At 58.1% G+C, this 24,739-nt stretch carries 23 protein-coding genes; 8 read left to right on the forward strand and 15 right to left on the reverse strand.

The window, feature by feature from the left end; translation table 11 throughout:
- The 4 genes from AFK65_RS06440 to AFK65_RS06455 all read right to left on the reverse strand — a co-directional run bounded on the left by AFK65_RS06440 (window position 1) and on the right by AFK65_RS06455 (window position 4,869).
- Entirely contained in the window at window positions 1-978 is a 978-nt protein-coding gene (locus AFK65_RS06440; protein WP_007707052.1) for a fimbrial protein, read from the reverse strand.
- A 23-nt stretch (window positions 979-1,001) separates the two neighbouring features.
- Entirely contained in the window at window positions 1,002-3,554 is a 2,553-nt protein-coding gene (locus AFK65_RS06445) for a fimbria/pilus outer membrane usher protein (protein ID WP_038857724.1), read from the reverse strand.
- A gap of 40 nt (window positions 3,555-3,594) precedes the next feature.
- Entirely contained in the window at window positions 3,595-4,266 is a 672-nt protein-coding gene (locus AFK65_RS06450; protein WP_007707055.1) for a fimbrial biogenesis chaperone, read from the reverse strand.
- Window positions 4,267-4,332: 66 nt separating this feature from the next.
- Window positions 4,333-4,869 (reverse strand): fimbrial protein, encoded by a 537-nt coding sequence (locus AFK65_RS06455; RefSeq protein WP_007707058.1) that lies wholly within the window; start codon window positions 4,867-4,869, stop codon window positions 4,333-4,335.
- A gap of 316 nt (window positions 4,870-5,185) precedes the next feature.
- Between AFK65_RS06455 and ybiB the strand changes: the two genes are divergently transcribed.
- Window positions 5,186-6,154, forward strand: coding sequence for a DNA-binding protein YbiB (ybiB, locus tag AFK65_RS06460; protein ID WP_007707061.1), 969 nt, complete (start codon window positions 5,186-5,188; stop codon window positions 6,152-6,154).
- 93 nt (window positions 6,155-6,247) lie between these two features.
- Here ybiB and ybiJ read toward each other — a convergent pair whose 3' ends face one another.
- From ybiJ to AFK65_RS06475, 3 genes are all read right to left on the reverse strand, one after another.
- Entirely contained in the window at window positions 6,248-6,508 is a 261-nt protein-coding gene (ybiJ, locus tag AFK65_RS06465; protein WP_007707063.1) for a DUF1471 family protein YbiJ, read from the reverse strand.
- A 259-nt stretch (window positions 6,509-6,767) separates the two neighbouring features.
- Window positions 6,768-7,034 carry a DksA/TraR family C4-type zinc finger protein gene (locus tag AFK65_RS06470; protein WP_007707065.1) on the reverse strand — a complete coding sequence of 89 codons (267 nt, stop codon included), beginning with the start codon at window positions 7,032-7,034 and terminating at the stop codon, window positions 6,768-6,770.
- A 90-nt stretch (window positions 7,035-7,124) separates the two neighbouring features.
- The gene (locus AFK65_RS06475) at window positions 7,125-7,742 is read right to left on the reverse strand and encodes a flavin reductase family protein (RefSeq protein WP_038857647.1); all 618 of its coding nucleotides are present in this window, start codon (window positions 7,740-7,742) and stop codon (window positions 7,125-7,127) included.
- A gap of 111 nt (window positions 7,743-7,853) precedes the next feature.
- Between AFK65_RS06475 and rlmF the strand changes: the two genes are divergently transcribed.
- Entirely contained in the window at window positions 7,854-8,783 is a 930-nt protein-coding gene (rlmF, locus tag AFK65_RS06480) for a 23S rRNA (adenine(1618)-N(6))-methyltransferase RlmF (protein WP_038857646.1), read from the forward strand.
- On the opposite strand, the gene ybiO is transcribed toward rlmF, so the two are convergent.
- The 6 genes from ybiO to rhtA form a co-directional block, all read right to left on the reverse strand.
- Entirely contained in the window at window positions 8,784-11,042 is a 2,259-nt protein-coding gene (gene ybiO / locus AFK65_RS06485) for a mechanosensitive channel protein (protein ID WP_038857645.1), read from the reverse strand.
- Between the two features lie 283 nt (window positions 11,043-11,325).
- Complete coding sequence (gene glnQ / locus AFK65_RS06490) at window positions 11,326-12,048, reverse strand: glutamine ABC transporter ATP-binding protein GlnQ (protein ID WP_038857644.1); 723 nt, start codon at window positions 12,046-12,048, stop codon at window positions 11,326-11,328.
- On the reverse strand, window positions 12,045-12,704 hold the full coding sequence (glnP, locus tag AFK65_RS06495) for a glutamine ABC transporter permease GlnP (RefSeq protein WP_007707081.1): 660 nt from the start codon (window positions 12,702-12,704) through the stop codon (window positions 12,045-12,047). The genes glnQ and glnP overlap by 4 nt, the downstream gene beginning before the upstream one ends.
- 87 nt (window positions 12,705-12,791) lie before the next feature.
- Window positions 12,792-13,535: a glutamine ABC transporter substrate-binding protein GlnH gene (gene glnH, locus AFK65_RS06500; RefSeq protein WP_032804426.1), complete on the reverse strand. Its 744-nt coding sequence runs from the start codon at window positions 13,533-13,535 to the stop codon at window positions 12,792-12,794.
- A gap of 375 nt (window positions 13,536-13,910) precedes the next feature.
- Window positions 13,911-14,414 carry a DNA starvation/stationary phase protection protein Dps gene (dps, locus tag AFK65_RS06505; RefSeq protein ID WP_007707087.1) on the reverse strand — a complete coding sequence of 168 codons (504 nt, stop codon included), beginning with the start codon at window positions 14,412-14,414 and terminating at the stop codon, window positions 13,911-13,913.
- 316 nt (window positions 14,415-14,730) lie between these two features.
- Entirely contained in the window at window positions 14,731-15,618 is an 888-nt protein-coding gene (gene rhtA, locus AFK65_RS06510; RefSeq protein ID WP_007707090.1) for a threonine/homoserine exporter RhtA, read from the reverse strand.
- A 351-nt stretch (window positions 15,619-15,969) separates the two neighbouring features.
- Here rhtA and ompX point away from each other — a divergent pair, with 351 nt between their 5' ends.
- The gene (gene ompX, locus AFK65_RS06515) at window positions 15,970-16,482 is read left to right on the forward strand and encodes an outer membrane protein OmpX (protein ID WP_007707096.1); all 513 of its coding nucleotides are present in this window, start codon (window positions 15,970-15,972) and stop codon (window positions 16,480-16,482) included.
- Window positions 16,483-16,550: 68 nt separating this feature from the next.
- Here ompX and AFK65_RS06520 read toward each other — a convergent pair whose 3' ends face one another.
- Window positions 16,551-18,134, reverse strand: coding sequence for a phosphoethanolamine transferase (locus AFK65_RS06520; RefSeq protein ID WP_038857641.1), 1,584 nt, complete (start codon window positions 18,132-18,134; stop codon window positions 16,551-16,553).
- Between the two features lie 290 nt (window positions 18,135-18,424).
- A complete protein-coding gene (gene mntS / locus AFK65_RS21750) occupies window positions 18,425-18,559 on the reverse strand; it encodes a manganase accumulation protein MntS (RefSeq protein ID WP_007707100.1) in 135 nt (44 codons plus the stop codon).
- A gap of 183 nt (window positions 18,560-18,742) precedes the next feature.
- Between mntS and mntR the strand changes: the two genes are divergently transcribed.
- From mntR to AFK65_RS06545, 5 genes are all read left to right on the forward strand, one after another.
- Window positions 18,743-19,210 carry a manganese-binding transcriptional regulator MntR gene (gene mntR, locus AFK65_RS06525; RefSeq protein WP_007707103.1) on the forward strand — a complete coding sequence of 156 codons (468 nt, stop codon included), beginning with the start codon at window positions 18,743-18,745 and terminating at the stop codon, window positions 19,208-19,210.
- 2 nt (window positions 19,211-19,212) lie between these two features.
- Complete coding sequence (locus tag AFK65_RS06530) at window positions 19,213-20,331, forward strand: anion transporter (RefSeq protein ID WP_007707106.1); 1,119 nt, start codon at window positions 19,213-19,215, stop codon at window positions 20,329-20,331.
- 100 nt (window positions 20,332-20,431) lie between these two features.
- Complete coding sequence (locus tag AFK65_RS06535) at window positions 20,432-21,589, forward strand: HlyD family secretion protein (RefSeq protein WP_038857640.1); 1,158 nt, start codon at window positions 20,432-20,434, stop codon at window positions 21,587-21,589.
- Window positions 21,586-23,157, forward strand: coding sequence for a DHA2 family efflux MFS transporter permease subunit (locus AFK65_RS06540; protein WP_038857637.1), 1,572 nt, complete (start codon window positions 21,586-21,588; stop codon window positions 23,155-23,157). Before AFK65_RS06535 ends, AFK65_RS06540 begins: the two co-directional genes overlap by 4 nt.
- 1 nt (window position 23,158) lies before the next feature.
- The gene (locus AFK65_RS06545; protein WP_038857635.1) at window positions 23,159-24,700 is read left to right on the forward strand and encodes an efflux transporter outer membrane subunit; all 1,542 of its coding nucleotides are present in this window, start codon (window positions 23,159-23,161) and stop codon (window positions 24,698-24,700) included.
- Window positions 24,701-24,739 lie beyond the last annotated feature (39 nt).

Consider the following 24,739-nt stretch of genomic DNA (forward strand, 5'->3'; position numbering starts at 1 on the left):
TCATCGGTAAGCGATGGTAAGAGTCGCAACGGCATTTGCCGAACCCGGCGTCACCGTGCTGGCGGTCTGGTAGTACTGAACGGCGAAAGGGATATTGAGCATCATATTCGCGGCAGGGATATCGCCCACATAGCTGTAATGATCGAAATCCGTGTTCTGCCCGTTGGTCAGGATCTGGACGCCGATACCGGTCGCTGCGCCCATTTCCGGCGTCAGTTTAATGACGGAGGGCTGGGCTGAGGCATAACCATTCGCGCTGGAAACTTTTACCCCCACGCTTACCGGATTGTTGCAGGTGGCGTGAACCGAAAAGTTATACCAGCCGGAGCCGCTGCCGATACCAGTAAACGTCGCGCCTGGCACATTGCCGAGGGTGAGGTAGAGACTTTTCGGATCTACGGAGCAGGTAACGGATTTGTAGGTGATATTGCCGGCGTAAGAAATGTTATTTGGCGCGCCGATGGGCGACTGATTATAGACCCCCACGCCGAATACCGTCTGCGCCTGCTGAAGCGAGCCGGAGACGATATTGTCCGAAGTTTTGACCAGCGCCAGCGTCACGTTAAAATTAAAGGTATTACTGCCGTCGCTGGAGACATAGCCCAGCGGGGTATTGCGGGTATCACAACCGATGCCGCCGCCAACAATGCGCTGGCCTTTATCGTTCACCAGCGTAATCCCGATCCCATTCACGCCCGTGTTGTAAACGCCCGGCACTCCCGGTACTTCGCTGCCGCTTCCATAGTAACAACCGATAATGACCTGGCCTGCGTATCCGTCACAGGAACCGTGAATATTGATAGTCTCGTCACTGCCCGGAATGGCCGAGCCGACCGGCAACGTGCTGGAGACCGCAATCGAAGCCACAGACACCGTGTAAGGCATCATCGGCGCAGTACAGCCCGCCTGCGCATGAGGCATAAAGAAAAGGCTACCGGCCAGCACCAGCAGCGCGCTGAAGAGTTTTACGATTCGCATAACGAGTTTCCTGATAACGCGCATCACACACACTGCGCGGAGAGAGTAATAAAGGGACCGGCGGCATTCGCCGGGGGCAGATGCCAGATGGCCGAACAGTGCTGGCTGGCGTCTTTCCCCCAGCTCACCTGCAAGGTGCCTTCCGCTTTCAGGCCGGTCAGATAGACCTGGCCGTCTTCGCCGACGATAAACGCTTGCGCAGCATCATCCGCCGTCGCGGTGGCGCCAAACGGCACCGGATGGCCGTCGGCGCGCGCCAGCGTCATTAATGCGCGCGCGCCGGTGCGGGTGTCGAAGCGGGCGCGCACCACCGCGCCGCGTGTCGGCGTCACGGTCTGCACGGCCTGCGTGACGTCGGCGTCGGCGGGCAGCGTTTCGGTATCAAGCGCAATGGCGTTGCGGCGATAAGGACTGACGAAAGGCACGATGGTGTAGCCGTGGCTGTCTGTCGCAATGCCGGTCTGGTTGGCGATAGCGGTGCCGCTGGCGCCAGGGGCTTCTACCAGCGCGACGGTTTCTCCCATCGGCTGCCCGAACGTGACGCCGTGCGCATGGGCGATAATGCCGCCCTGGAAGCCGTAGTGGATCTGGCGCTGGTTGCTGTCCTGGCCGTATCCGGCGCTCGCTTCGCCATAAGCACCTTTATAATCGGCATTCAGCGAGGTGCTGTTGGCCTGGCCCTGGCTGTTATGGCTCTGCTGGATGTTCCAGTTGAGGTTGTCGCCCGCCAGCGCCGTTCCGTTCATACCGACGTTTTGCGTGGCGCCCTGCTTACTGTTATTCAGGCTATAGTTCGCCCAGGTATCAGGCAGCCAGCGTTCGAGCGGCACGGAGAGCGTGAAGGAGAGCACGCGGTCATTTTGTCGAATGGCGTTATCGCCTGTCGTGCCGGTGGTATTGCGGTTCAGGCTGTAATTCAGCCCGTAGCTAATGCTGTGCCAGCTATTGTTGTAACCGAGACTGAGCGAGGCCATCGCCTGACGGCTGTCCCAGTAATTTTCTTTAAGCAGGCTGACGTTCAGGGAGCCCAACGCGTCACCGAGAGGTTGCTCAAGCGTAAGCTCGGTGCGCTGCCTGCGGCGCAGCGGGTTATTCCACTGGTTATCCGCGCGCAGCGCGTCAAACACCTCCTGCATCCCGTAATAGTTTTCGCTGCTAAAGCGGTAGCCCGCGACCGAGAGCGTGGCGCCGGTCAGCGGAAGATCTTTACTGTAGCGGACGCGCCATGAGCGGCCCGTATGCTTTTCACCCGGTGTCTGCGTCGAGGTGGCCTCTGTCATATCCAGCGACAGCGCGCCAAACTTGCCCAGGTTTTCACCGACGCCTGCCGCCAGCGCATGATAGGGCTGGCTTGCCTGAATACCGCCGTAGAGCGTAAATCCGTGCGGCAGCCCATAAATCGCCGAGCCCTGAATAAAGGGCGTCGGTAACACCTCGTCGTCATAAGAGCGATAGCGCCCGCCGGTAAGGCTGTATTTCAGCCGTCCTTCGCGTTGCAGAACGGGAACCGAAGCGTAGGGCACCACAAAGTGCTGTTCGCTGCCGTCGCTCTCTTTCACCGTGACGTTCAGATCGCCGCTGCCGCCGCTGGGGTAGAGATCGTTAATCTCAAACGCGCCGGGGGCGACGTTATTCTGCGAAATCACGTAACCGTTCTGGCGAATAATGACCTGCGCGTTGCTGCGCGCAATGCCATGAACGACAGGCGCGTAGCCGCGCAGCCCGTCCGGCAGCATGTCGTCGTCAGAGGCGATCTGCGCGCCCGTAAAAGGGATGCTGTCGAAGACATCCGCCGGCGAACTGCTTTGCCCGAGCGTCAGCGCGCTTTTAAGGGTGATAATGTCGCGCTGCGCGTAGGTGTAAACAGACGAAAATGCCTTTTCAGTCTCTTTATCGTCGTCGCTGTGGCGCCAGGTCGAATAGTTGCGCAGCCGCCACGGTCCGAGATTAAGGCCAGGGCGCAGGTTGGCGTAAAGGTCGCTGCTGTCCTGCGTGCCGGACGCCAGCGATTTCTGGCGTGAGCCATTCACGCTGTAATTCAGCAACAGCGCATTGATGCCTTCATTAAACGCCTCCGGCGGGATATATCCGCGCGGCGCCTGGCCCAGCGCGCTTTGCGGTATGCTGAGCTGAAGCTGCTGGCGGCCCACGTTGAAATGGGCGCTGGCGGAAGGAATAGCAGAGAGATCGGCGCACTGCGCGGGCGCGCGCAACGTGTCGAAACGGTCAGTCTCTATGCCGAAACTTTTCAAATCCTCTGGCGTCAGGCAGGGCTGCAACGTGCTGCTGCCATCGGCGGCGGTCGCCAGCGTAAACGTGACTTCGCGGGTATCGATACGGTTGTTATTCACGTAAATATCCACACGATATTTTCCCGGCGCCAGACCCGGCCCTTTTTCATAAAGACTTAAATCGGTTTTTTCCTGATTCGGGTTATCAATATCCAGCAGTGCCGGGTTGAAATAATCATCCGCCCTCGCAGACGCCAGCGACAGGCCTGTACAAATACAGGCTATCGCCAGCGCTAAACGACGGGCATGAAAAAGACCTGGCCGTCTGGCTTTATTGAGAGGCATGATAATTACCGTATTAATAAAATAATGGGATGACGTGGCGTTAAAGCGTTTGGGACCAGTTTTTACCAATGGCGCCGAAATCATTAATAATGTTCCAGGACAGCGTGCCGTGTTTTACGCTTTTGGCTAAAGGAAAACGGCTTTCGCCTTCCGGAACGGCGAAATTAATATCATCCACTTTATTGCCGTTGATACTTACGCTATTAAAGTTCATATAAAAGGGCGTCGGATTTTCCACCACCAGCGTATTTCCTTCGGTGCGCCACTTCAGCCTGTTCGCGACATCGTCCGGTTTGCCGCTGACGGACGCCGGACGGTACATTAATTTAATACGCGTTTTGACGGCAATTTGCAGACTGTTGACGCCTTCTTTTTTGTCCGCAGAAGGAATCGATTTGATATTGAGCCAGTAGAGCGATTCACGATCCTCCGGCAGATTGCCGCCGGTACGTACCACGCGTAGCGTATTATCCTGATGCGCATCCAGACGAAAGAGCGGCGGCGTCACCATAAACGGTGCTTTAGCCGCGCCTGGCGCATCGGTATCCACCCACGACTGAATTAAATAATTAATATCATCATTATTAGTGACCGGAACGGACGCCTCTTTCTTATCACCCTGATAGACCACGCGGGTACCGCCGACAATAACGCCAGCCTGCGCCGCCGTTGTCGCCATCAGTAAGGCTGAAATAACGAGTAATTTACGCATGATGAAAACTCTCTGTTAATAAGGGCTATTAGTGACCATCAGCGTCGGCTAATAGCCCGTCGGGGATCAGTTATAGGTCACAGTAAATGTGGAAGAGCCGTTGGCGGTTCCCGCCGTGACAGCCGCGCCGGTTTGAATATAACGGGCGCCGAATTCCAGATCGTTGGTCGCCGTGCCGGTCTGCAGCGCGTAATCCGCTGACGCGGTATAGAGATTCAGCGGCGTGCCGTCAGCATCGACTAACTGAATGCCAATGCCGCTGGCGGCGCCGGTGCCGCCGGTCAGGGCGAGGACGTTAACGTTATCGGTATCTGCATTGCCGCCAAATTTAATTGAGGCTTTTGTCACCGTTTCGGGGCAGTTTTTTAGCTGCAGGAAAAAGCTGGTGATGTTGGTGGTGGAGCCAACGCCAGTAAAGGCAGTTTTAGAGACTTTCCCTAAATCCACCGCCAGCGGGCTGCTCAGGCTGTTGACGACCTCGCAGGCGGCATCAAGGATTTCACCGGTAAAATTAACCTGGCCTTCACCGGTCGATGCGGCACAGGTAAATGAGGAGGAACAGGCCAGCGCGGCCAGAGTGGATGTAAGCAATAACTTTTTCATCATTAATCCTGAATCAGGAGGGAACCCAGTCTTAAATAATTAAGACGCGAATAATTTCGATGAAAAATATGCATCCAATGAATGCATCACTCCAGTTATGAACACTTAACGTTTCTTGTAGTAAATAAATACAGTGCGAAGCGAGGTGAACCGCGGTTAATGGACTTGGGCGCTGACGCGCCTGATGCGTGGCATTTCAGACGCTTAACTTGTATTGTGCGCAGAGGCGGGATGTCGACTGCGGTGGCTAAGCGGCGAGGCATCGCAGACAATCATTCATCGGGGCTATGATTAAGGTGAGCAGAGGGAGGATAAGATGGATTATCGCGACATCATCAAAGAGATAGGCCGGGGCAAAAATCACGCCCGTTCTCTGGACCGCGAAACGGCCAGAGCCTTATACAACCACATGCTGGATGGCGATGTGCCGGAACTGGAGATGGGCGCGATTCTTATTGCGCTGCGTATTAAAGGCGAGGGCGAACAGGAGATGCGCGGTTTTTACGACGCGATGCAGCAGCACACGCTGCGCCTGACGCCGCCGGTGGCAAAACCGATGCCTGTGGTTATCCCCAGCTATAACGGCGCGCGTAAGCAGGCCAACCTGACGCCGCTGCTGGCGCTATTACTGAGCCGTCTCGGTTTTCCGGTCGTCGTACATGGCGTCAGCGACGATCCGACGCGCGTGCTGACAGAGACAATTTTTACGCTGATGGGCATCGCGCCGACGCTGCACGCAGGCCAGGCGCAGGCGAAACTGGACGGGCGCGATCCGGTCTATATCCCGGTCGGCGCGCTCTGCCCGCCGCTCGAAAAACAGCTGGGTATGCGCTGGCGGCTTGGGGTGCGCAACAGCGCCCATACGCTGGCGAAGCTTGCCACGCCGTTTGGCGAATCTGACGCGCTGCGTCTGTCCAGCGTCTCGCACCCGGAATATGTGAACCGGGTAGGGCAGTTCTTTATCGATATCGGCGGACGCGGTCTGCTGATGCACGGTACGGAAGGCGAGGTCTACGCCAACCCGCAGCGCTGCCCGCAAATCGCGCTTATTGAAGATGGGAACATGCGCATTCTGGTGGAGCGCCAGAGCGAGGCGGCGGCAAGCCCTGTAGCGCTGCCGGAGGCGAAAGATCCCGAAGTGACCGCCCGCTGGACCGAGCGCTGTTTATCTGGTCTTGAGCCGGTGCCGGAATCGTTAAAAATCCAGATGGCGTGCGTACTGGTGGCAAGCGGCGAAGCGCAGGATATCCCGTCGGCGCTGGCCCGCATCGCCGGGACGTTTTGACGAAAAAAAGCCCGCAGCATCCGCCGCGGGCAAAAAGGGTAACAAAGGGTCAATTAAGGGTAATGAAGGTATCTGTCAGTCGGCGCGTGGCGATCAGTTGTAGATAACTGCGGTGCCGCTCGCCAGATCGTTAGTACGGGCAGAGGTGATGCTGTAGGCTTTCGCGCCTGCCGCTTCCGCTTTCGCCGCCAGGCTGTCGTTCAGCTCGTCAAGGGTACGTGCGCCCTGAGCGGAGACGACGCCGATTTTGTTCAGGTTCTGCGCCTGAGCGGGGCTTACCTGCTCGGCGGCGCCGGCAGCAAAGGTGAAGGCGGAAAGGGTCAGAGCGGCTACAGCATATTTGATGGCTTTCATAGGGATTCTCTCGCAGTTTGTTCTGTTAAATACGGCGTGTTCCGTTGATGTGATGATTGTCACATTCACGGGCAGAATATAAAACCGAAGAGAATTGACAGCCTTATTCTAAAAATTTGAATGTAATATAACCATTTGAATTTAATATGGTTATCCCACCTTTCCCACGCTTCTTTACACGCCCTTACCGTCCCGCCGCTTGAGGGCACAAATAGACACATCGAAACGGTAAAAGGGTGTAAGTGGACAGCAGAAAGGCCTAGCGGAGCTGACTGTCTTTCGAGCCGCGGCGGTTATAGAGGGAGTAGCGCTGGCGGTGTTCATCCTGCTTTTGCTGGCAGTTTACGCACAAATGCACGCCAGGGATCGCCTTGCGGCGCGCCTCGGGGATGGGCTCATCGCACATCTCGCAAAACTCCAGACTTTCGCCTGTCGGCAGGTCGCGTCTCGCGCGCGCCACGGCGTCTTCCACGGTGCTGTCGATTTGATCCTGCACCGCGCCGTCATTTGCCCAACCTGAAGCCATAAGACCTCCTCTGTGGTTAAACACAGTACTTATTATAGCAAAAACGGGGCGATCTGCCGGGAAGGGCCCGCCGTAGCGGGCCCGGCGGGGTTAACGGGCGTCGGGGCGCACGAGATCGAAGCGCTGAGCGTCATCGATACCGTAATAGGCGCTCGGGCCGCCTGCGCGCAGGATCGGCTGCGCTTTCGACGTCTGGTAGATGCCGTCTTCGAGCAGCGCGTCGGCGATGTGCACCGCCACCACTTCGCCCAGCACCAGCCAGGTGTCGATGGGCTCGCCGCTCGCGGAGGTCAGCTGAATACACTGGCTCAGGCGGCACTCGAAGTTCACCGGGCTTTCGGCGACGCGCGGCGCGCGCACCAGACGCGAAGGCGCGGCGGTCAGGCCTGCACGCACAAATTCATCTTCATCGTGGGGCAGAGAGGCGGAGGTCTCGTTCATCGCCACCGCCAGCGAGCGCGTCGCCAGATTCCAGACGAACTCTTTGGTTTCAGCAATATTTTTCACGCTGTCTTTCCAGCCGTTGCTGGAGAAGCCAATAATCGGCGGGCGATAGTTAAAGCAGTTAAAGAAGCTGTAGGGCGCGAGATTGCGATGGCCTGCGGCGTCCTGCGAGGCTATCCAGCCAATCGGGCGCGGGCCGATGATGGCGTTCAGCGGATCGTGCGGCAAACCGTGGCCGCGTGCCGGTTCGTAGTAGTAGCTCATAGCATTTCCCTGGGCAAAAAAACTATCATAGCCGTCCCGCTAAATTTTGCCGCGCTTATTTACCAGGGGCGGGTCAGCGGGTATTGTACGCGCCCACACAGGAGGAAGCCGATGAACCGCAAACCGGGCCTGCACCCACGCAACCGCCACCACAGCCGCTATGATTTCGACGCGCTGACAGAGAGCTGTCCGGCGCTTGGCGCTTTTGTCCGCCCGTCGCCCGCGGGCGAGCCGACGATCGACTTCGCCGATCCGCAGGCGGTGAAAACCCTTAACCAGGCGCTGCTGGCGCACTTTTACGGCGTGCGGGAGTGGGATATTCCTGAAGGATTCCTCTGCCCGCCCGTACCGGGCCGCGCGGATTATATTCACCATCTCGCCGATCTGCTTGCCGAAGGCAACGGCGGCGCGCTGCCCGCGCAGGCGAGCGTGCTGGATATTGGCGTTGGCGCGAACTGCATTTATCCGCTCATCGGCCAGCATGAGTATGGCTGGCGTTTTACCGGGACTGACACCAGCGACGAGGCGATCCGCAGCGCGAACGCCATCGTTGACGCCAACCCGGGGCTTAACCGCGCGATCCGTCTGCGCCGTCAGAAAACCCCCGGCGCGATTTTCAACGGCGTCATTCACAAGAATGAAAGCTACGACGCCACGCTGTGCAACCCGCCGTTCCATGACTCCGCCGACGCGGCAGAGGCGGGCAACGCACGCAAGCGCCGCAACCTGGGGCTGGCGGCTGATTCGGGGCTGAATTTCGGCGGTCAGCAGCAGGAGCTGTGGTGCGAAGGCGGCGAGGTCGGGTTTATCACGCAGATGATCGCCGAGAGCAAGCAGTTCGCCCGTCAGGTATTGTGGTTCACCACCCTGGTGTCGAAAGGCGATAACCTGCCGCTGCTCTACCGCGCGCTGGAGCAGGCGGGCGCGGTGAAAGTGGTTAAAAAAGAGATGGCCCAGGGGCAGAAGCAGAGCCGCTTTATCGCCTGGAGTTTTCTCGACACGGCCCAGCGCGAACGCTGGGCCCAGAACCGCCTGCGATAATTATACCGTCGGGTTGGCGGGCGGCAGCGCGCCGCCTGCCGCCGCTTGTGCCTGGGCGGCCGCGGCCGCATCCGGCATCGGCTGCATCACCTGCACCGTCTGCACCGGCGGGCGAATACCTGCCAGATCGAAGTGCTTTTTCACCATCCCGTCGAGCGCGAAGCGCACCGTCCACTGCTTGAGCGGCTGTGTGGTGAATGTCACGCGGATAGTAAACGCGGTGTTGGTCAGCCCGACGATGCCCACCACATTCGGCTCGCCTATCACCAGCATGCGGATATCCTCCTGCTCCATCAGCTCGTCCACCGCGGCGCGCAGGGCGCGATTGGCCTTATCGGTATCTTCAAACCTGTCGACATCATAGTTCGCCACAAACGAGCCGATACCGCGCACGAAGTTCGCGAAGGTGGTGATCGATGACCACGGAATGATGTGGTACGCGCCGGTATCCTGACGCACGCCCACCGAGCGGATCGACATGCGCTCCACCGTGCCCGTCAACGGCCCGATCGTCACCAGATCGCCGGTGTTCATGCCATTTTCAAACTGAATAAAGATGCCGGTAATAATATCTTTCACCAGCGTCTGGGAGCCGAACGACACGGCGAGGCCCAGCGCGCCCGCGCCCGCCAGCAGCGGCGCGATATTCACGCCAATCTCCGAGAGCACGATCATGATGGTAATGGTGCTGATGACCACCGCCAGCGCGTTGCGAAACAGCGTCAGCAGCGTGCGGGTACGCGCGCTCGGCATCGGGCGGCCGTGGATATCCGAGGCGAGGCGGCTCTCAATCAGGCTCGCCAGCAGCGTCCAGCCGACGGCGGAGAAGAACACAATCAGCGAGATGCGGATTAAGATATCGACGGCTTTTTCGCCCGCGCCCACGGTCAGCCACGTCCAGAAATCAAACAGCCCCCAGGCGTTGAGCAGCAGCATCACCGTCACGCAAACGGTGAGAAAGCGCGCCAGCTTCAGCGAGACCGACAGCCAGCCGTTGAGGCGCTTTTGCAGCTCCGGGTAGTTGCGCTGCACCGGCGGCGAGAGCGTGATGGTTTTGCTGAGCCAGCGGGTGAACACGCCGCAGATAAACGCCGCGACGCTGACAATGACGAGCGTTTTCAGCGAGGCGCCCATCATCGTTTTCAGGCTGTTGCCCGGATCGAAGAGCGAAAAGAAAAAGAGCACGATGAAATAGGCGCTCGCCAGCCAATGCCAGACCAGCGCGAACGCGCGGATAAACAGGCTGAAGAAGGCCAGCGAACGGTCCGCCAGGCGCGTCAGCCCGGCGGTGATGGCGCGCTTATTGTGGAAGATAAGATAGAGCGCCCAGGCGGTCATCGTCAGCATGATGACGACATTCGCCAGCGCGCCGATTTGCACGTTAACCTGGGCTGAGATAATCGGCACCGCCACCAGCAGGCCGTAGCCAATCAGGCTGCTCAGCCCGCTCAGGCGCAGGTGCCAGTAGCGTGCGCTCGCATCGCTGATGACAAACGGGCGCAGCGACGGAAAGCGCGGGCAGAAAATCAGGCGCAAAATCGCTTTGAAAAACTCAATCAGCGCGAAAGCGTTGAGGAACAGCCCCTGCTGGCGGGCGATGGTGCGGCTGCCGGCGTTCATCATCTCGATGGCGAGCTGACCCACGAAGAGCGTCAGCGCCAGCAGCGCGAGATCGATAAGAAACGCGAGGATAATCATCAGCGGCAGCTGAACCCAGCTTGCCCGGTTGATGTTTTTACGCCGCCCCCACTGGCCCATTTTGCGATACAGCGGAATGGCGCAGGCGCGCACGGCGAAGTAAAAGAGGAATACCGAGACCGCGAGCAGGCTGAAATGGGTGAGCGCGTTGAAAAACGTCTTTTCGTTGAAGGGCTTATGTGGCGCGTTGGTGATATTGCGGTGCAGCTGCGCGAAGCGTCCGGCGAGCTCGCCGCCGTAGTGGCGGGTGACCTCGGTGACGTTTTCCAGCACCGTTTTATCTTCTTCATCGCTGACCGGCGGCTTGATGACCGGCGTCGGCTGGTCCGCAGGCGTGGCCGCCGCCTGACGCAGCTGTTCAATTAGCGCTTTGCGGGAGGCGTCGTTTTCGAGCACGTCCGCCAGCGCCGCGTAAGCGGCTTTCTTTTTATCGGCATCGGGCTCTGCGGGCGGCGTCTCGCTTTTCTGCGTGGTTGACGCGCCCACCACTGCGGCGGGCAGGCTTACGGCACTGGCTGAGACGCTAAACAGGCTGACAAGCAGCAGTAAAATCCACGGCACGCTCTCCTCCGGCTGAGAAAGTGACACAAAGAGGTAAGTATAGTGCCCGGATAAGCGAAGCCCGGAAAAGAGGAGTATTCCGCAGTGGGTTTAATGTAACCGGTGGATACAGCGCATGACGATGAAGGTGGGTGCGCTGCGCTTACCCACCCTACAACAGACTAATCAGCCTTGAAGGGTCGTAGGGCGGGTAAGCTTGCGCACCCGCCTTAAAGGCGACATACCTGCCGCGACGCCCATAAAAAAACCCTCTCAGGGGAGAGGGTTTATGAAGGCGCAAACCTTAGGATACGTGCTGCAAAAACTCCTGCAAGCGCGGGCTTGGCGGGTTCTTGATGAGATCCTGCGGGTTGCCGTCTTCGGCGATGCGGCCTTTATCGATAAAGATCAGGCGCGACGCCACTTTCTCGGCAAAGCCGATTTCATGGGTCACGATCACCATCGTCATGCCTTCTTCAGCCAGATCCTGCATAACCTTAAGCACTTCGTGGCGCAGTTCCGGATCGAGCGCGGAGGTCGGCTCATCGAACAGCATCATCTTCGGCTTCACCGCCAGCGCGCGGGCGATCGCCACGCGCTGCTGCTGGCCGCCGGAGAGTTCGGACGGATAGTGGTGCGCGCGCTCGGCGAGCCCCACTTTCGCCAGCAGCGATTTCGCCAGCGTTTCCGCTTCTTCCTTGCTGGCACCGCGCACGCGGATCGGGCCGAACATCACGTTTTCCAGCGCCGTCAGGTGCGGGAACAGGTAGAACTGCTGGAACACCATGCCGGCTTCCTGGCGAATCAGGCGCTCGTCCACTTTCGGGTCGTTAACTTTCAGTCCATCGACAATCAGATCGCCGCTGGTGATCTCTTCCAGCTTATTAATGCAGCGCAGCAGGGTGGATTTCCCGGAGCCTGACGGCCCGATAATGACTACGACTTCGCCCTGCTTCACGTTCAGGTCAATGTTATGCAGCACCTGGGTCGGGCCAAAATGCTTGGAGACGTTTTTAAATTCGATCATAGGATTTTCATCCTTCTTTCAAGAATACGGAGCACGATGTTCAGAACCTGGGTGATTATCAGATAGATAACCCCGACGGCGGTCCAGATTTCCAGCGCGCGGAAGTTGCCGGCGATGATTTCCTGGCCGCTGCGCGTCAGCTCGGCGGCGCCGATGACGATGAACAACGAGGTGTCCTTGATACTGATGATCAGCTGGTTACCGAGCGCCGGCAGCATGCGACGCAGCGCCAGCGGCATGATCACATGGCGAATCGTTTCGCGACGCGACAGGCCGAGCGCCAGTCCCGCTTCGCTAAAGCCTTTATGGATTGACAGCACCGACCCGCGGGTGATTTCCGCAATATAGGCCCCTGAGTTGATCATGATAGTGATCACGGCGGCGGTAAAGGTGTCGATGCGGATGTCTGGGAAGGCCATCGGCAGGGCGAAGTAGATATACATCACCTGAACGACAATCGGCGTTCCGCGGATGACTTCGATGAAAACAAGGGCGATGTGGTTTGAGATCCAGCCGCCGTAGCTACGGGCGAGGCCTGCCAGCAGACCGATGACGATACCGCCTGCCAGGCCGAGGATCGAAATCCACAGAGTCATTTTGGCGCCGTCCAGCAGAATGGGAATAGCGGGCCAGATGACGCTCCAGTCAAACTCCATAATGTGTTCCTGTTACTGTTACCGTGGTTCAAAAATAACAGGGGCGAAGGCCGCCCCTGACTGATGATAACTGCTTAATAAGAATTATTATTTTGGCTCAGTACCGAACCATTTTTTGTAGATTTCGTTGTAGGTGCCGTTCTCTTTCAGGTTTTTCAGCGCGCCGTTCACTTTAGTGCGCAGCTCGTCGCTGCCTTTCGGGAACGCGATGCCATACTGCTGGCCCGCCAGAGACTCGCCTACCGCTTTGAACTGGCCGTTGCCTGCGGTTTTGATGAAGTAGAGAATATTTGGTGTGTCGTGCAGCACGGCGTCAGCACGGTTGGTGCCAAGCTCCATGTACGCGTTGTCGATGTTCGGGAACTGGCGCAGATCTTTGGTTTTGATGTTCGCTTTCGCGTAATCGACCGAGCCGGTGCCGCTCTTCACCGCCAGGACTTTGCCGTCGAGATCTTTCACGCTTTTCACGTCGTTGTTATTCGCTTTCACCATCACCAGCAGGCCGCTTGTGTAGTAGCCGTCGGAGAAGTCGATCGCTTTTTTACGTTCATCCGTGATGGTGATGCCGGCCAGCGCCACGTCGACGTTTTTGGTTTGCAGCGCAGGAATAATGCCGCTGAAATCCATCGGTTTTAAGGTGTAGTCGAGCTTCAGCTCTTTGGCGATAGCGGCCCACAGGTCGACGTCGAAGCCGACATATTTATCGCCTTGTTTAAATTCGAAGGGAACAAACGCGGTGTCGGTTGCTACAACCAGCTTATCCGCCGCCTGAGAAGAGACCGCAAAGGCCAGAGTCAGGGCTGCCAGGGAAACTTTAAAAACAGACTTCATAGCATTTCCTTTATTTATCCGCGGGGCGATCCCCGATAAGAACGTAGCGCTGCATGAAAAAATCATGCCAGTTTTACAACCCGCTGTTTTGAAAGGCAAGACAAAAGTCCGCCTGCACGCTTTGCGCGCTTTTTCCACAGTGATGCACCACGATGGCGCACCAAAATAGTGCGTAACGGCCGACAGTCGGGTGAATAGCCTTTTTAGCCTGAAAACTGGTGGTAAAACAATCTCTCATTAACGATTGTGTGAGGGGATTATTACAAATAGATAACGTTTGCGGCGGGAAAGGGAGAAAGGGTGCCCTTTTATAGTGCAAAGCCCCCTCCACAAGGGAGAGGGCTTGATAAGTAAAGCGTCTGATGCGTTATCGAATTATTCGATATTCGATTCGATAAACCACAGGAATTTATCCAGGTCGCGGGACGCGGCGGTAAAGATATCCGCGGTGTCTTCGTCCTGCGCTTCGCTGATGGCTTTACGTACATCATTCGCCACGATTGCGTAACGATCCGCCAGCTCTTTCAGGTGTTCCTGAACGCTGTGAATGTCCAGCGGGTAGCTTTTCAGCGGAGTTTTGCTGTTGATCACCTGCGTGGTGCCCAGCGCCACGCCGCCCAGCTGTACGGCGCGTTCAGCGATGGTATCCATATGACCGGTCAGCGCGGTACGGAAGCCGTCCAGCATTTCATGCACGCCAATGAAGTTCGCGCCGCGCATGTTCCAGTGTGCCTGTTTGGTAATCAGCGACAAGTCAATGAAATTAACCACCTGGCGGTTCAGCAGCTCGATGGTGGCCTTTTTGTCGCTGTCTGCTACATCGTTGCGGGTGTAGAGCAGGTCGGAAGCCTTTGTTTTAACCAGTTTAGCGGTACCCATAATTTCATATCCTCTTGATGATTGTGTCCCAGGAAATTACGGAATTAAGTATAGCACCGTGTTTTACCTTTGCTGGCGAGGCTGTGCCTATCAGATAAATAGCGAGGGGGCGCTTGCGATAATTTTTTCTTTATGGACAATAGGTTGAGTAATTTTGTAAGTATTTTTATAGCGCTGAATTCAGCGCAGGATTAAAGACGAAGCGCGCGCGTTAATATTTTAAAAGAGAATGAGTCGCAACGCGGAAATATCTTAAAACTGTCATAAAACTATATTCCGGCACAGCATAAACCGTGCCGGAAAAGCGTTATTCTTTTTAATCAATGTCGAGGCTTTTTATCTGCGTTTCGCGCCTCAGCGTCAGCGTCGATCCGACAGAGGCGATAATAATCGACAGCAGTGCCAGCCATTGCACCAGCGTCAGCGTCTCGCCCAGAAAAAGCATGCCGGTAAATGCCGCCAGCGCCGGCTCCATACTCATTAGCGTACCGAATGTACGCGTGGGCAGGCGCGTCAGCGCCGTCATCTCCAGCGAGTAGGGGAGCGCGGTAGAAAGGATGGCGATCCCAAGCCCTACCGGCAGCACCGACCAGTGCCAGAGCGCCTCGCCCGCCGCCGCCGCGCCGATGGGCACAAAAACGATAGCCGCAATCAGCGACCCAATGGCGACGGTCGCCGGGCCGTGCTCCGCGCCGGCCTTTTGTCCGGCAATAATATAGATGGCCCAGCAGACGCCCGCGCCTAACGCGCAGGCGGCGCCAAGGGGATCGACATGGGTGACGTCCTGACCCAGCGGCAGTAAAAACCATAAACCAAGCACCGCCAGCGCGACCCAGAGAAAATCCACCGGGCGGCGCGAGCCAAACAGCGCCACCGCCAGCGGGCCGGTAAACTCCAGCGCGACGGCGATGCCCAGCGGCACAGTGCGAATCGACAGATAAAAGAGGTAGTTCATCGCGCCCAGCGCCAGGCCATACACCAGCAGCGGCATCCGCTGGCTGCGGGTAAAGCGCAGCCGCCAGGGTTTAAACACTACGGCCAGTATCAGCGTGCCGAGCGCCAGACGCAGCGCGGTGACGCCGGGCGCGCCCACGAGCGGGAACAGGGATTTAGCAAGCGAAGCGCCGCTCTGAATCGACGCCATCGCAACGATGAGCACCACAACGGGCAGCCAGAGGGGGGTTTTACGGGGTAACGTCGGCATCCTGCGCACCTGCAAAAGTTAACGATAAGTAAACGCGATAGCTTACTGTATTTAACTGCATTGTGGTTGAGCAATCATTGATAAACGCGCCGGGATTACCCGTTATCATACTCGCGTTAGCGCAAAAAATGCGCAATCGCGTTTAGGAATAATCTGGATGCGGTCATGCCTGGCCTGAGACAATAATGACGGCCGCCTGGTAAAATCCAGTGTTTTTAGCAGGATAGACGCGGGCGGAAACGTTCTGTTACAGGAAAGAGCGCATTAGACAACGCGAACAACAAAGAGTTTCCTGCTGGGTTTTGATATATTTAAATCTTAGGACTTACTTGAAGCACATTTGAGGTGGTTATGAAAAAAATTGCATGTCTTTCAGCACTGGCTTGTGTTCTGGCCGTTTCCGCAGGTTCTGCTGTTGCTGGCACCGCTACCGTTACCGGTGGCTACGCACAGAGCGACGCGCAGGGCGTGATGAACAAAATGAACGGTTTCAACCTGAAATACCGTTATGAGTTCGACGATACCAACCCGCTGGGCGTGATCGGTTCCTTCACCTACACCGAAAAAGATCGCACCGAAGATGGCGTATATGGCAAAAACCAGTACTACGGCATCACTGCTGGTCCGGCTTACCGTCTGAACGACTGGGCGAGCATCTACGGCGTAGTGGGTGTTGGTTACGACAAAGCACAGGCTACCAACGGCGTTGATAAAGCAGACACCAGCGACTACGGCTTCTCCTACGGCGCAGGCCTGCAGTTCAACCCGGTTCAGGACGTTGCTCTGGACTTCTCCTACGAGCAGAGCCGTGTGCGTAACACCGACATCGGCACCTGGATCGCAGGCGTAGGTTACCGCTTCTAATCACTTCGGTGATGAAAAAATCCGCCCACGGGCGGATTTTTTTTATCTGCGCATCGCGTCAGCGTACGTTAACGGGGACGCGCGTCAAACAGATCCGTGCCGAGATGATCATAGCTCACCTTGTTGAGTTTAAAGTTAGTCACAAAGACCGGCCCCGCCTTTTGCCCGGAGATAAATTTATATTTCGGCGCGATCTCTTTTACTTTAATCCCCGTCCATTGCGCGAAAAAGTTCAGGAAATCATTGGCTGAGCGCCGCGCTTTGATAATCCGGTGCGCTTTGTCGTCGCTTGAGAGCACCATAAACGGCACCTGGAAATTTTGCTGAAATTTATCATCATGCGCCAGGTACTGCACCGCTTTGCCGCGCTCTTTAAAGGCAAGGCCGTGGTCAGAAAAATAGACCATCGAGAAGCTCTGCCCGCTGTTTTGCAACTGCTGGTACAACTGGCTTAACAGATCGTCGGTCTGGCGAATGCTGTAGAGATAGCAGGAGGTCTCTTTCGACTGCACAAACTCCGCATATTTGCCCTGGGTGCGGTCGCAGGCCTGCGGGTGCGAGCCCATCAGATGCAGCACAATAAGCTGCGGTTGCGGGCGCTGCGTCGCCAGCACCTGAGCCGTCATCTTCAGCAGCGCTTCGTCGCGCGTGTTTTTATCCGCCTCGAAATCGCCGCTTTTTAAGAACTGCACTTCATCGGCGCGCTTCGCGATACTGGCGATCGCGGTGTCATATTCGCCAATCTGTCCCTGATTGGAGAACCACCAGGTCTGGAAACCCGCGCGGTTGGCGAGCGTGACGAAGTTATCCTGGTACTGCGGTTTATTATCGACGACGAGGTTGAGCGTCAGCCCCAGCGATTTCTGCGTCGACCCGCTGGCGGCGATATAATCGGTAAACAGATAGCCGTTGACGCGGCTCGCAAACGGGCTGTTATCCCACTGGCCGCCAAACGCGCCTACCGCGTCGCGACGTACGCTCTCGCCGATGACCACCACATAGGTGTGATATTTCGGCGCGACCGCCAGTACGTTCCAGGAATCCTTAATTTTGGAGAGCGCCTCCATGCGTTGCTGCTCTTCCAGCACGTCGTGGTTATTCACCACCACATCTTTGACAAAGCGAAATACCGGATAGCCGCTGTCTTTCAGCGCGAATACGCCGCCATAGAGTTGGTTTTGCACCGGCGTGACGAAGAAACTCACCACGCTGACCGCAAGGCAGAGGCTGTCAAACGGCTGCCAGCGGGACGGCGCGGATGGCGTGCGGCGCACCGCGATAATGCCGAGCGTAAAAATAAACAGCGACACCAGATAGCTGTACCACGGGAAAATCGTCAGCAGCTCTGTCGACTCTTCCATATTGGTGGCGTGCATGGCCAGCAGCGTATTGAAATTCGGCGCGCCGTAAGTTTGCCCGAAAGGGAAATAGAGCCCGGCCACCAGAGAACAGATGGCTAAAAGGCCTTTTTGCGCGCGCGGCGCGGTTTTCCACAGCAGCAGCAGGACGCAGCAAAACGCGACGGCGTACAGCAGGCTGAATTCATAACCCAGAGCGACATTAATTAATAACGATTGCAGAAAATAGAAGCCAATCCACGGATCGAGAGCGATGCCGCGCGCAGCAAGAGTATTTTTTAGCGTTAGATTCATAGTACGGATTCAACGAAACGCCATGCGCAAACCCTGGCGTCAAAGGTATTCGCCCGCCAGAGTGCTGGACCAGAAGGGAGGAAGATCCGCATTCGGTATCGTCGTAAGAGCAGGCTGCAAGAAGATAGAGCCGCGCGGCAAGAATAGCAACGGGGTGAAACCAACTAGTTTGCGAGAAAGGCTGCAAAATTCGCCAAAAGAGAGGTTAAAGCCAACGTGAGGAGCGCCAGGGCTCAGTGTAACGCAGAAAGATGAAGAAAAAATGGCAACGCCGGGGGAAGGGCGGCGGGTTATTTTTGCCCGTTATCGTCCTGCCCCGGCTGGGGTTTCGGGTTAAACATATCGCACAGCATATTCAGCAGCCGCAGCCGCACCTGAAAGGGGGAGTGAGTAAACACGTTCAGACACCTCATTAATTCGTTCATACCACACCTCCGCGTCTCACAGCCGGAAGACATCACAACTGTTCGCATTACATACAGATATAGCACAGGCTATGTTATATAGCTATGGCTAACGCGTTAATTTTTTGTGCTCAAGGATCTGTGGTTTACAATGGCCCGCAAAGAGCGTTAACCGTATCGCGCCACCGTAATGAGGAAGCATCAATGAGCCGTCGGGCAGGTAAGCAGAGCAGCATGAAAGTGACGCAGCTGGTCAATGTCGAAGAACATGTGGAGGGCTTTCGCCAGGTGCGTGAAGCCCACCGTCGCGAGCTTATCGACGATTACGTCGAGCTGATTTCCGATCTCATTCGTGAGGTGGGCGAAGCGCGGCAGGTGGATATGGCGGCGCGTCTTGGCGTTTCGCAGCCGACGGTCGCGAAAATGCTCAAGCGTCTCGCCACTGTCGGGCTGATTGAGCAGATCCCGTGGCGCGGCGTGTTTCTGACGCCGGAAGGCGAAAAGCTGGCGCAGCAGAGCCGCGAGCGGCATCAGATCGTCGAAAACTTCCTGCTGGCGCTGGGCGTGAATCCGGATACCGCACGCCGCGACGCCGAAGGAATGGAGCACCATGTCAGCGAAGAGACGCTTGAGGTCTTTCGCCGTTTCAGCCAGCAAAACGGGTTTGAATAATCATGTTACTTCGCCTCGCGCGTCCTTTTCTGCACGACCGGTTTTTCCAGCTTTTACTGATTACCGGCGTAATACTCTCCTTTTTTGTGCCTTTCGCGCCGCGCGAGTGGCCGCAGGCGGTGGACTGGCGCACCATCATTACGCTTGCCGGGCTGATGATGCTCACCAAAGGCGTTGAACTCAGCGGTTATTTCGACGTGCTGGGCCGCCGCCTGGTGCGGCGCTTTGCGACAGAGCGCAGCCTGGCGCTGTTTCTGGTCTGCGCGGCCGCACTGCTCTCCACTTTCTTAACTAACGACGTGGCGCTGTTTATCGTGGTGCCGCTGACGCTGACGCTGAAAAAACTGTGCGCCATTCCGGTTAACCGCCTCATTATTTTTGAAGCGCTGGCAGTCAACGCCGGTTCGCTGCTGACGCCCATCGGCAACCCGCAGAATATTCTTTTGTGGGGCCGCTCCGGCCTCGCGTTTGGTGAATTTATTCTGCACATGGCGCCGCTCGCGCTGGCGCTGATGCTAAGCCTGCTGCTGCTCTGCTGGTTTTGCTTTCCGGGCAAGGCGCTGCATTATCAGTCGCACGATAAACAGCACGACTGGCAGCCGCGTCTGGTCTGGAGCTGCCTTGCGTTCTATGTCGTGTTCTTAACCGCGCTGGAGCTGAATGTCGCGCTGTGGGGGCTGGCGCTGGTGGCGGCCGGGTTCCTGCTGGTGGCGCGCCGGGTGCTTATCAGCATTGACTGGAGCCTGCTGCTGGTCTTCGTGGCGATGTTTATCGATGTGCATCTGCTGACCAGACTGCCTGCGCTGACCACCAGCCTGCATCATGTCTCGCAGCTGCCGCCCGTGGGGCTGTACGCGCTGGGCATCGGCCTGTCGCAGTTTATCAGCAACGTACCGTCCACCATTTTGCTGCTCAATTATGTGCCGCCGACGACGCTGCTCGCCTGGGCGGTCAACATCGGCGGATTCGGGCTGCTGCCTGGCTCGCTGGCGAACCTGATTGCGCTGCGTATGGCGGCCGATCGCCGCATCTGGTGGCGCTTTCACCTCTACTCGCTGCCGCTGCTGATCTGGTCGGCGCTGGTGGGTTATGCGCTGCTCTGGGCGCTCTTTCTCAGATAATGCTAATTTGTCAGTTTTTCCTGGAAAATGTATAGACTGCTCCTAAGTTTAGTAAACGGTATTTTGTGATGTTGTTAACTTACAGGACTGTTGCTGAACTATGGCGGAAAACCACAATAACAACGCTGACGAAGAGAAACGTCAGGACCCACAAGACGATCACAGCAAAAACGAGGATAACGGCAAGAGCAACGGGAAAGGCGAGGGGGAAACCCGCAAGCGCCCCGGTAAAAAGCCGCTGATTATCCTCGGCATCGTTGTCATCATTATGGTTATCGGGGCCATCATCTGGTGGTTTATGACCCGTAACCTGGAAACCACCGACGACGCCTTTATCGAAGGCGATGCCGTGACCGTCGCGCCGAAAGTGGCGGGGTATGTCACGGAACTTCGCGTCAAAGATAACCAGCGGGTGAAAAAAGGCGATTTGCTGGTCGTTATCGACCCGCGCGACGCCGCCGCACAGCGCGATCAGGCCCAGGCGCAGCTGTCGCTTGCCGAGTCGCAGCTCCACCAGGCGCAGGCGCAACTGGCGCTCGCCAAAGTGCAGTACCCGGCGCAGCGTGACCAGGCGAAAGCACAGGTGCTGCGCGCGCAGGCGGAGCTTGCCAACGCCCGCGCCGAATATCAGCGCCAGCGCGGCGTTGACCCGCGCGCCACCTCGAAACAAAACATCGACGCCGCCAGCGCCCAGCTGCGCAGCGCCGAAGCCGGGCTTGCCAACGCGCAGGCGCAGCTGGAAGTCGCCGAACAGGTGCAACTGCAAATCCGTCAGCAGGAAACCAACGTCGAAGCGCGCCAGAGCCAGGTGGCGCAGGCCCGCGCGCAGCTGCAAACGGCCGAACTGAACCTCTCTTACACCGAAGTGCGCGCGCCGTTCGACGGCTATGTCACTAAGCGTAACGTTCAGAACGGCACGCTGGTGCAGGCGGGCAGCGCGCTCTTTTCGCTGGTGTCGCCGGACATCTGGGTGGTGGCGAACTTTAAAGAGTCGCAGCTTGAGCGGATGCGGCCCGGCGATAAAGTTGAGATCTCCGTGGACGCGTTTCCCGATCTCGAACTCCAGGGCCATGTCGAGAGCATTCAGCAGGGCAGCGGCTCGCGCTTCTCGGCGTTTCCGGCGGAAAACGCCACCGGCAACTTTGTGAAAATCGTCCAGCGCGTGCCGGTGAAAATCGTTATCGACAAAGGGCTTGAAAACTGGAACCAGCCGCTGCCGCTGGGGCTGTCCGTCGAGCCTGAGGTGACGGTGGAATGAGCGAGCAGCCCCACAGCGGCTGGCGCCCGGCCAGCAACCCCTGGTCCGTCGCGATCGTCGTGACGATCGCGGTGTTCATGGAGATCCTCGACACCACCATCGTCAACGTGGCGCTGCCGCACATCGCCGGGTCGCTGTCGTCGAGCTATTCCGAATCGACGTGGGTCCTGACCTCGTATCTGGTGGCGAACGGCATCGTGCTGCCGCTGTCGGCGTTTTTCAGCCGGCTGTTCGGGCGCAAACAGTTTTTCCTGATTTGCATCGTGATGTTTACCGTCTGCTCGTTTCTGTGCGGCATCGCCACTGAGCTCTGGCAAATTATTCTGTTTCGTATTTTGCAGGGTTTTTTCGGCGGCGGCCTCCAGCCGACGCAGCAGTCGGTGCTGCTCGATTACTTTAAGCCGGAAGATCGCGGCAAGGCGTTCGGGCTTTCTTCCATCGCGATTATCGTCGCGCCTGTTCTCGGCCCGACGCTCGGCGGCTGGATAACCGATAACTACTCCTGGCGCTGGGTCTTTTTCATCAACATTCCGGTCGGCATCGTCTGCGTGCTGGCGGTCTATCAGTTGCTGGAAGATCCGCCGTGGGAGAAAAAGTCCGAGGAGAAAATCCCGGTGGACTGGACGGGCATCGGCCTTATCGCGCTGGGTCTCGGCTGCCTTCAGGTGATGCTCGATCGCGGCGAAGACGAAGACTGGTTCGCGTCCGATTTTATCCGCACCTTCGCGGTGCTGACGCTTATCGGCATTGTGGGCGCGATTTACTGGCTCATCTATACCCGCCGTCCGGTGGTGGATCTGCACTGCGTGCGGGATAAAAACTTCGCCGTCTCCAGCGTGCTGATGGCGGGCATGGCGCTGATCCTCTACGGCAGCTCGGTGGTTATTCCGCAGCTTGCGCAGCAGGATCTCGGCTACACCGCCACCTGGTCGGGGCTGATACTCTCGCCCGGCGCGGTGCTTATCGTCTTTACCATTCCGATTGTGCTGAAGCTGATGCCGCTGGTGCAGACCCGCTGGATTATCGCCTTCGGCTTCCTCTGCCTTGGCGTGTCGTTTTTCTGGTCGCGCAATCTGGTGCCGAACGTCGATTTCGAAACGCTGATGCTGATGCGCAGCGCGCAGTCGATCGGGCTTGGCTTTTTGTTTGTGCCGCTTACTACGATTGCGTTTATCACTATTCCGCAGCGGCTCAACGCCGACGCGGCGGCGCTGTTTACGATGTTCCGCAACGTCGCGGGCTCGATAGGGATTTCGCTTTCCACCGCCGCGATTACCGAGCGCGCGCAGGTGCAGAGCGCCCATCTGAGCGCGCACATGACGCCTTTTGACGAACAGTTCCAGCAGGCGATACGCAGCGGCGCCGCGGCGGTGCGCAATTTCACAGCACAACTGGGCGACCCAACCGGCATCGCCACCGGGCAGCTTTATAAAACCATGATTGCCCAGTCGCGCATCCTCGCGTATGTCGACGTGTTCACGATGCTGAGCGTGGTGGCGATCCTGTTGATTCCGTTTTGTTTATTGCTTTCGCCCATCAAGAGCGAAGGCTCCGCAGGAGCACATTAATATGTCCGGGAGAGTGACCTTCCCCTTATCACTTACGGCGCTGGCGCTGCTGCTGGCAGGCTGCGCGGTCGGCCCCGATTACCAGCCGCCGGAACCCGTCACGCCGGGCGCCTTTGGCGAAACGGCCCGGCAGAACGCGCCGGATGTGGCCTCGAAGGCGCATAGCGCCGCGCCGGACCCGCGCTGGTGGCGCACCTTTAAATCGCCGCAGCTCGACAGCCTGATCGAGCGCGCCATCGCCGGCAACTTATCGCTACAGCAAACCGTGCTGCGTATCGCGGGCGCCCGTGAACAGATAAACCAGGCGGGCGGCGCGTTTTTCCCGGCGGTCAACGGCAACGTGCGCGCCACGCGCCAGCAGCTCGGCCTGGAAGGCGAGCTGAAATCGCATGATGTCTATGGTCAGCTTAGTGACGTCGATCCGCAAATCAGTTCCGCGCTCGGGCCGCTGACGCAGCCCATTAATCTCTACCAGGGCAGCTTTGACGCGCAGTGGGAAATCGACCTGTGGGGCAAAGTGCGCCGTCAGGTGGAGGCCGCAGACGCGCAGCAGAAGGCGGCGATTGAGCAGCGCAACGACGCGCTGGTCTCGCTCGAAGCCGAAGTGGCGCGCGCCTGGCTGCAACTGCGCGGCGCGCAGAGCATTCTCGCCACCATGAATCAACAAATCGCCTCGGCGCAGCAGACGCTGGAGCTGACCGAAAGCCGCCAGCGAAGCGGGCTGTCGCCGCAGCTGGATGTGGAAAACGCCCGCGCCCAGCTCGGCACGCTCCAGGCGCAGCTGCCGCAGTACCAGGCGCAGGAGCGCCAGGCGATGAACGGGCTGGCGGTACTGCTTGGCAAGCCGCCGGGCGCGCTCGACGCCGAATTGCAGGCCGCGCAGCCGCTGCCGGATCTGCCGGAAATCGTGCCGGTGGGCATTCCGTCGACGCTGGCGCGCCGTCGCCCTGACGTGCGCGAAGCCGAGGCGCGGCTCCACGCCGCGACCGCGCAAATCGGGGTATCCGTGGCGCAGCTCTTCCCGAGCCTGTCGCTCTCCGGCCAGTTTGGGCTGCGTAACAGCGAAACCGATTATCTGACCGACTGGAGCAGCCACTTCTACAGCTTCGGCCCGCAGGTTTCCATTCCCATCTTCCAGGGCGGGCGGCTGGTCTCCAGCGTGAAACTGACCCGCGCGGAGCAGGGCGCGGCGGCGTTGCAGTATCGCCAGACGGTGCTGACGGCGTTAAGCGATGTGGAAAATGCGCTGGTCAGCTACCGCACCGACCAGCAGCGCGAGGCGGGGCTTGAGAAAACCCTGGACGCGCTGCAAACCTCGTTCGATCTGGCGAGCGACAGCTACCGCAAAGGCATCGCAACGTTTATTGAAGTGCTCGACGCCCAGCGCCAGCTGGCGCAGGCCGAGCAGCAGCGCGCGCAGGCGCGGGTGCAGAGCAGCCTGGATCTCGTCGCGCTCTACAAAGCGCTCGGCGGCGGCTGGGAGCCGTATCAGAACGTGCGCCTGCCAGACTACGACGTTTTTGGCCCCGCGCCGCGCGGCTGAATCTGCAATGAGCTCGCAACGCCTTCCGCCTCTGGAGAG

Source organism: Cronobacter universalis NCTC 9529, from assembly GCF_001277175.1.
In the GTDB taxonomy this organism is placed as follows: domain Bacteria; phylum Pseudomonadota; class Gammaproteobacteria; order Enterobacterales; family Enterobacteriaceae; genus Cronobacter; species Cronobacter universalis.

Bases quoted from the DNA above. Each gene is read 5' to 3' on its own strand.
- glnH (WP_032804426.1), bottom strand. From the start codon at position 13,535: ATGAAGTCTGTTTTTAAAGTTTCCCTGGCAGCCCTGACTCTGGCCTTT.
- glnP (WP_007707081.1), bottom strand. From the start codon at position 12,704: ATGGAGTTTGACTGGAGCGTCATCTGGCCCGCTATTCCCATTCTGCTG.
- AFK65_RS06455 (WP_007707058.1), bottom strand. From the start codon at position 4,869: ATGAAAAAGTTATTGCTTACATCCACTCTGGCCGCGCTGGCCTGTTCC.
- ybiJ (WP_007707063.1), bottom strand. From the start codon at position 6,508: ATGAAAGCCATCAAATATGCTGTAGCCGCTCTGACCCTTTCCGCCTTC.
- AFK65_RS06440 (WP_007707052.1), bottom strand. From the start codon at position 978: ATGCGAATCGTAAAACTCTTCAGCGCGCTGCTGGTGCTGGCCGGTAGC.
- AFK65_RS06450 (WP_007707055.1), bottom strand. From the start codon at position 4,266: ATGCGTAAATTACTCGTTATTTCAGCCTTACTGATGGCGACAACGGCG.
- rhtA (WP_007707090.1), bottom strand. From the start codon at position 15,618: ATGCCGACGTTACCCCGTAAAACCCCCCTCTGGCTGCCCGTTGTGGTG.
- AFK65_RS06535 (WP_038857640.1), top strand. From the start codon at position 20,432: ATGGCGGAAAACCACAATAACAACGCTGACGAAGAGAAACGTCAGGAC.
- AFK65_RS06470 (WP_007707065.1), bottom strand. From the start codon at position 7,034: ATGGCTTCAGGTTGGGCAAATGACGGCGCGGTGCAGGATCAAATCGAC.
- mntS (WP_007707100.1), bottom strand. From the start codon at position 18,559: ATGAACGAATTAATGAGGTGTCTGAACGTGTTTACTCACTCCCCCTTT.
- AFK65_RS06530 (WP_007707106.1), top strand. From the start codon at position 19,213: ATGTTACTTCGCCTCGCGCGTCCTTTTCTGCACGACCGGTTTTTCCAG.
- AFK65_RS06545 (WP_038857635.1), top strand. From the start codon at position 23,159: ATGTCCGGGAGAGTGACCTTCCCCTTATCACTTACGGCGCTGGCGCTG.
- AFK65_RS06445 (WP_038857724.1), bottom strand. From the start codon at position 3,554: ATGCCTCTCAATAAAGCCAGACGGCCAGGTCTTTTTCATGCCCGTCGT.
- AFK65_RS06540 (WP_038857637.1), top strand. From the start codon at position 21,586: ATGAGCGAGCAGCCCCACAGCGGCTGGCGCCCGGCCAGCAACCCCTGG.
- mntR (WP_007707103.1), top strand. From the start codon at position 18,743: ATGAGCCGTCGGGCAGGTAAGCAGAGCAGCATGAAAGTGACGCAGCTG.
- dps (WP_007707087.1), bottom strand. From the start codon at position 14,414: ATGGGTACCGCTAAACTGGTTAAAACAAAGGCTTCCGACCTGCTCTAC.
- glnQ (WP_038857644.1), bottom strand. From the start codon at position 12,048: ATGATCGAATTTAAAAACGTCTCCAAGCATTTTGGCCCGACCCAGGTG.
- AFK65_RS06520 (WP_038857641.1), bottom strand. From the start codon at position 18,134: ATGAATCTAACGCTAAAAAATACTCTTGCTGCGCGCGGCATCGCTCTC.
- rlmF (WP_038857646.1), top strand. From the start codon at position 7,854: ATGAACCGCAAACCGGGCCTGCACCCACGCAACCGCCACCACAGCCGC.
- ybiB (WP_007707061.1), top strand. From the start codon at position 5,186: ATGGATTATCGCGACATCATCAAAGAGATAGGCCGGGGCAAAAATCAC.
- AFK65_RS06475 (WP_038857647.1), bottom strand. From the start codon at position 7,742: ATGAGCTACTACTACGAACCGGCACGCGGCCACGGTTTGCCGCACGAT.
- ompX (WP_007707096.1), top strand. From the start codon at position 15,970: ATGAAAAAAATTGCATGTCTTTCAGCACTGGCTTGTGTTCTGGCCGTT.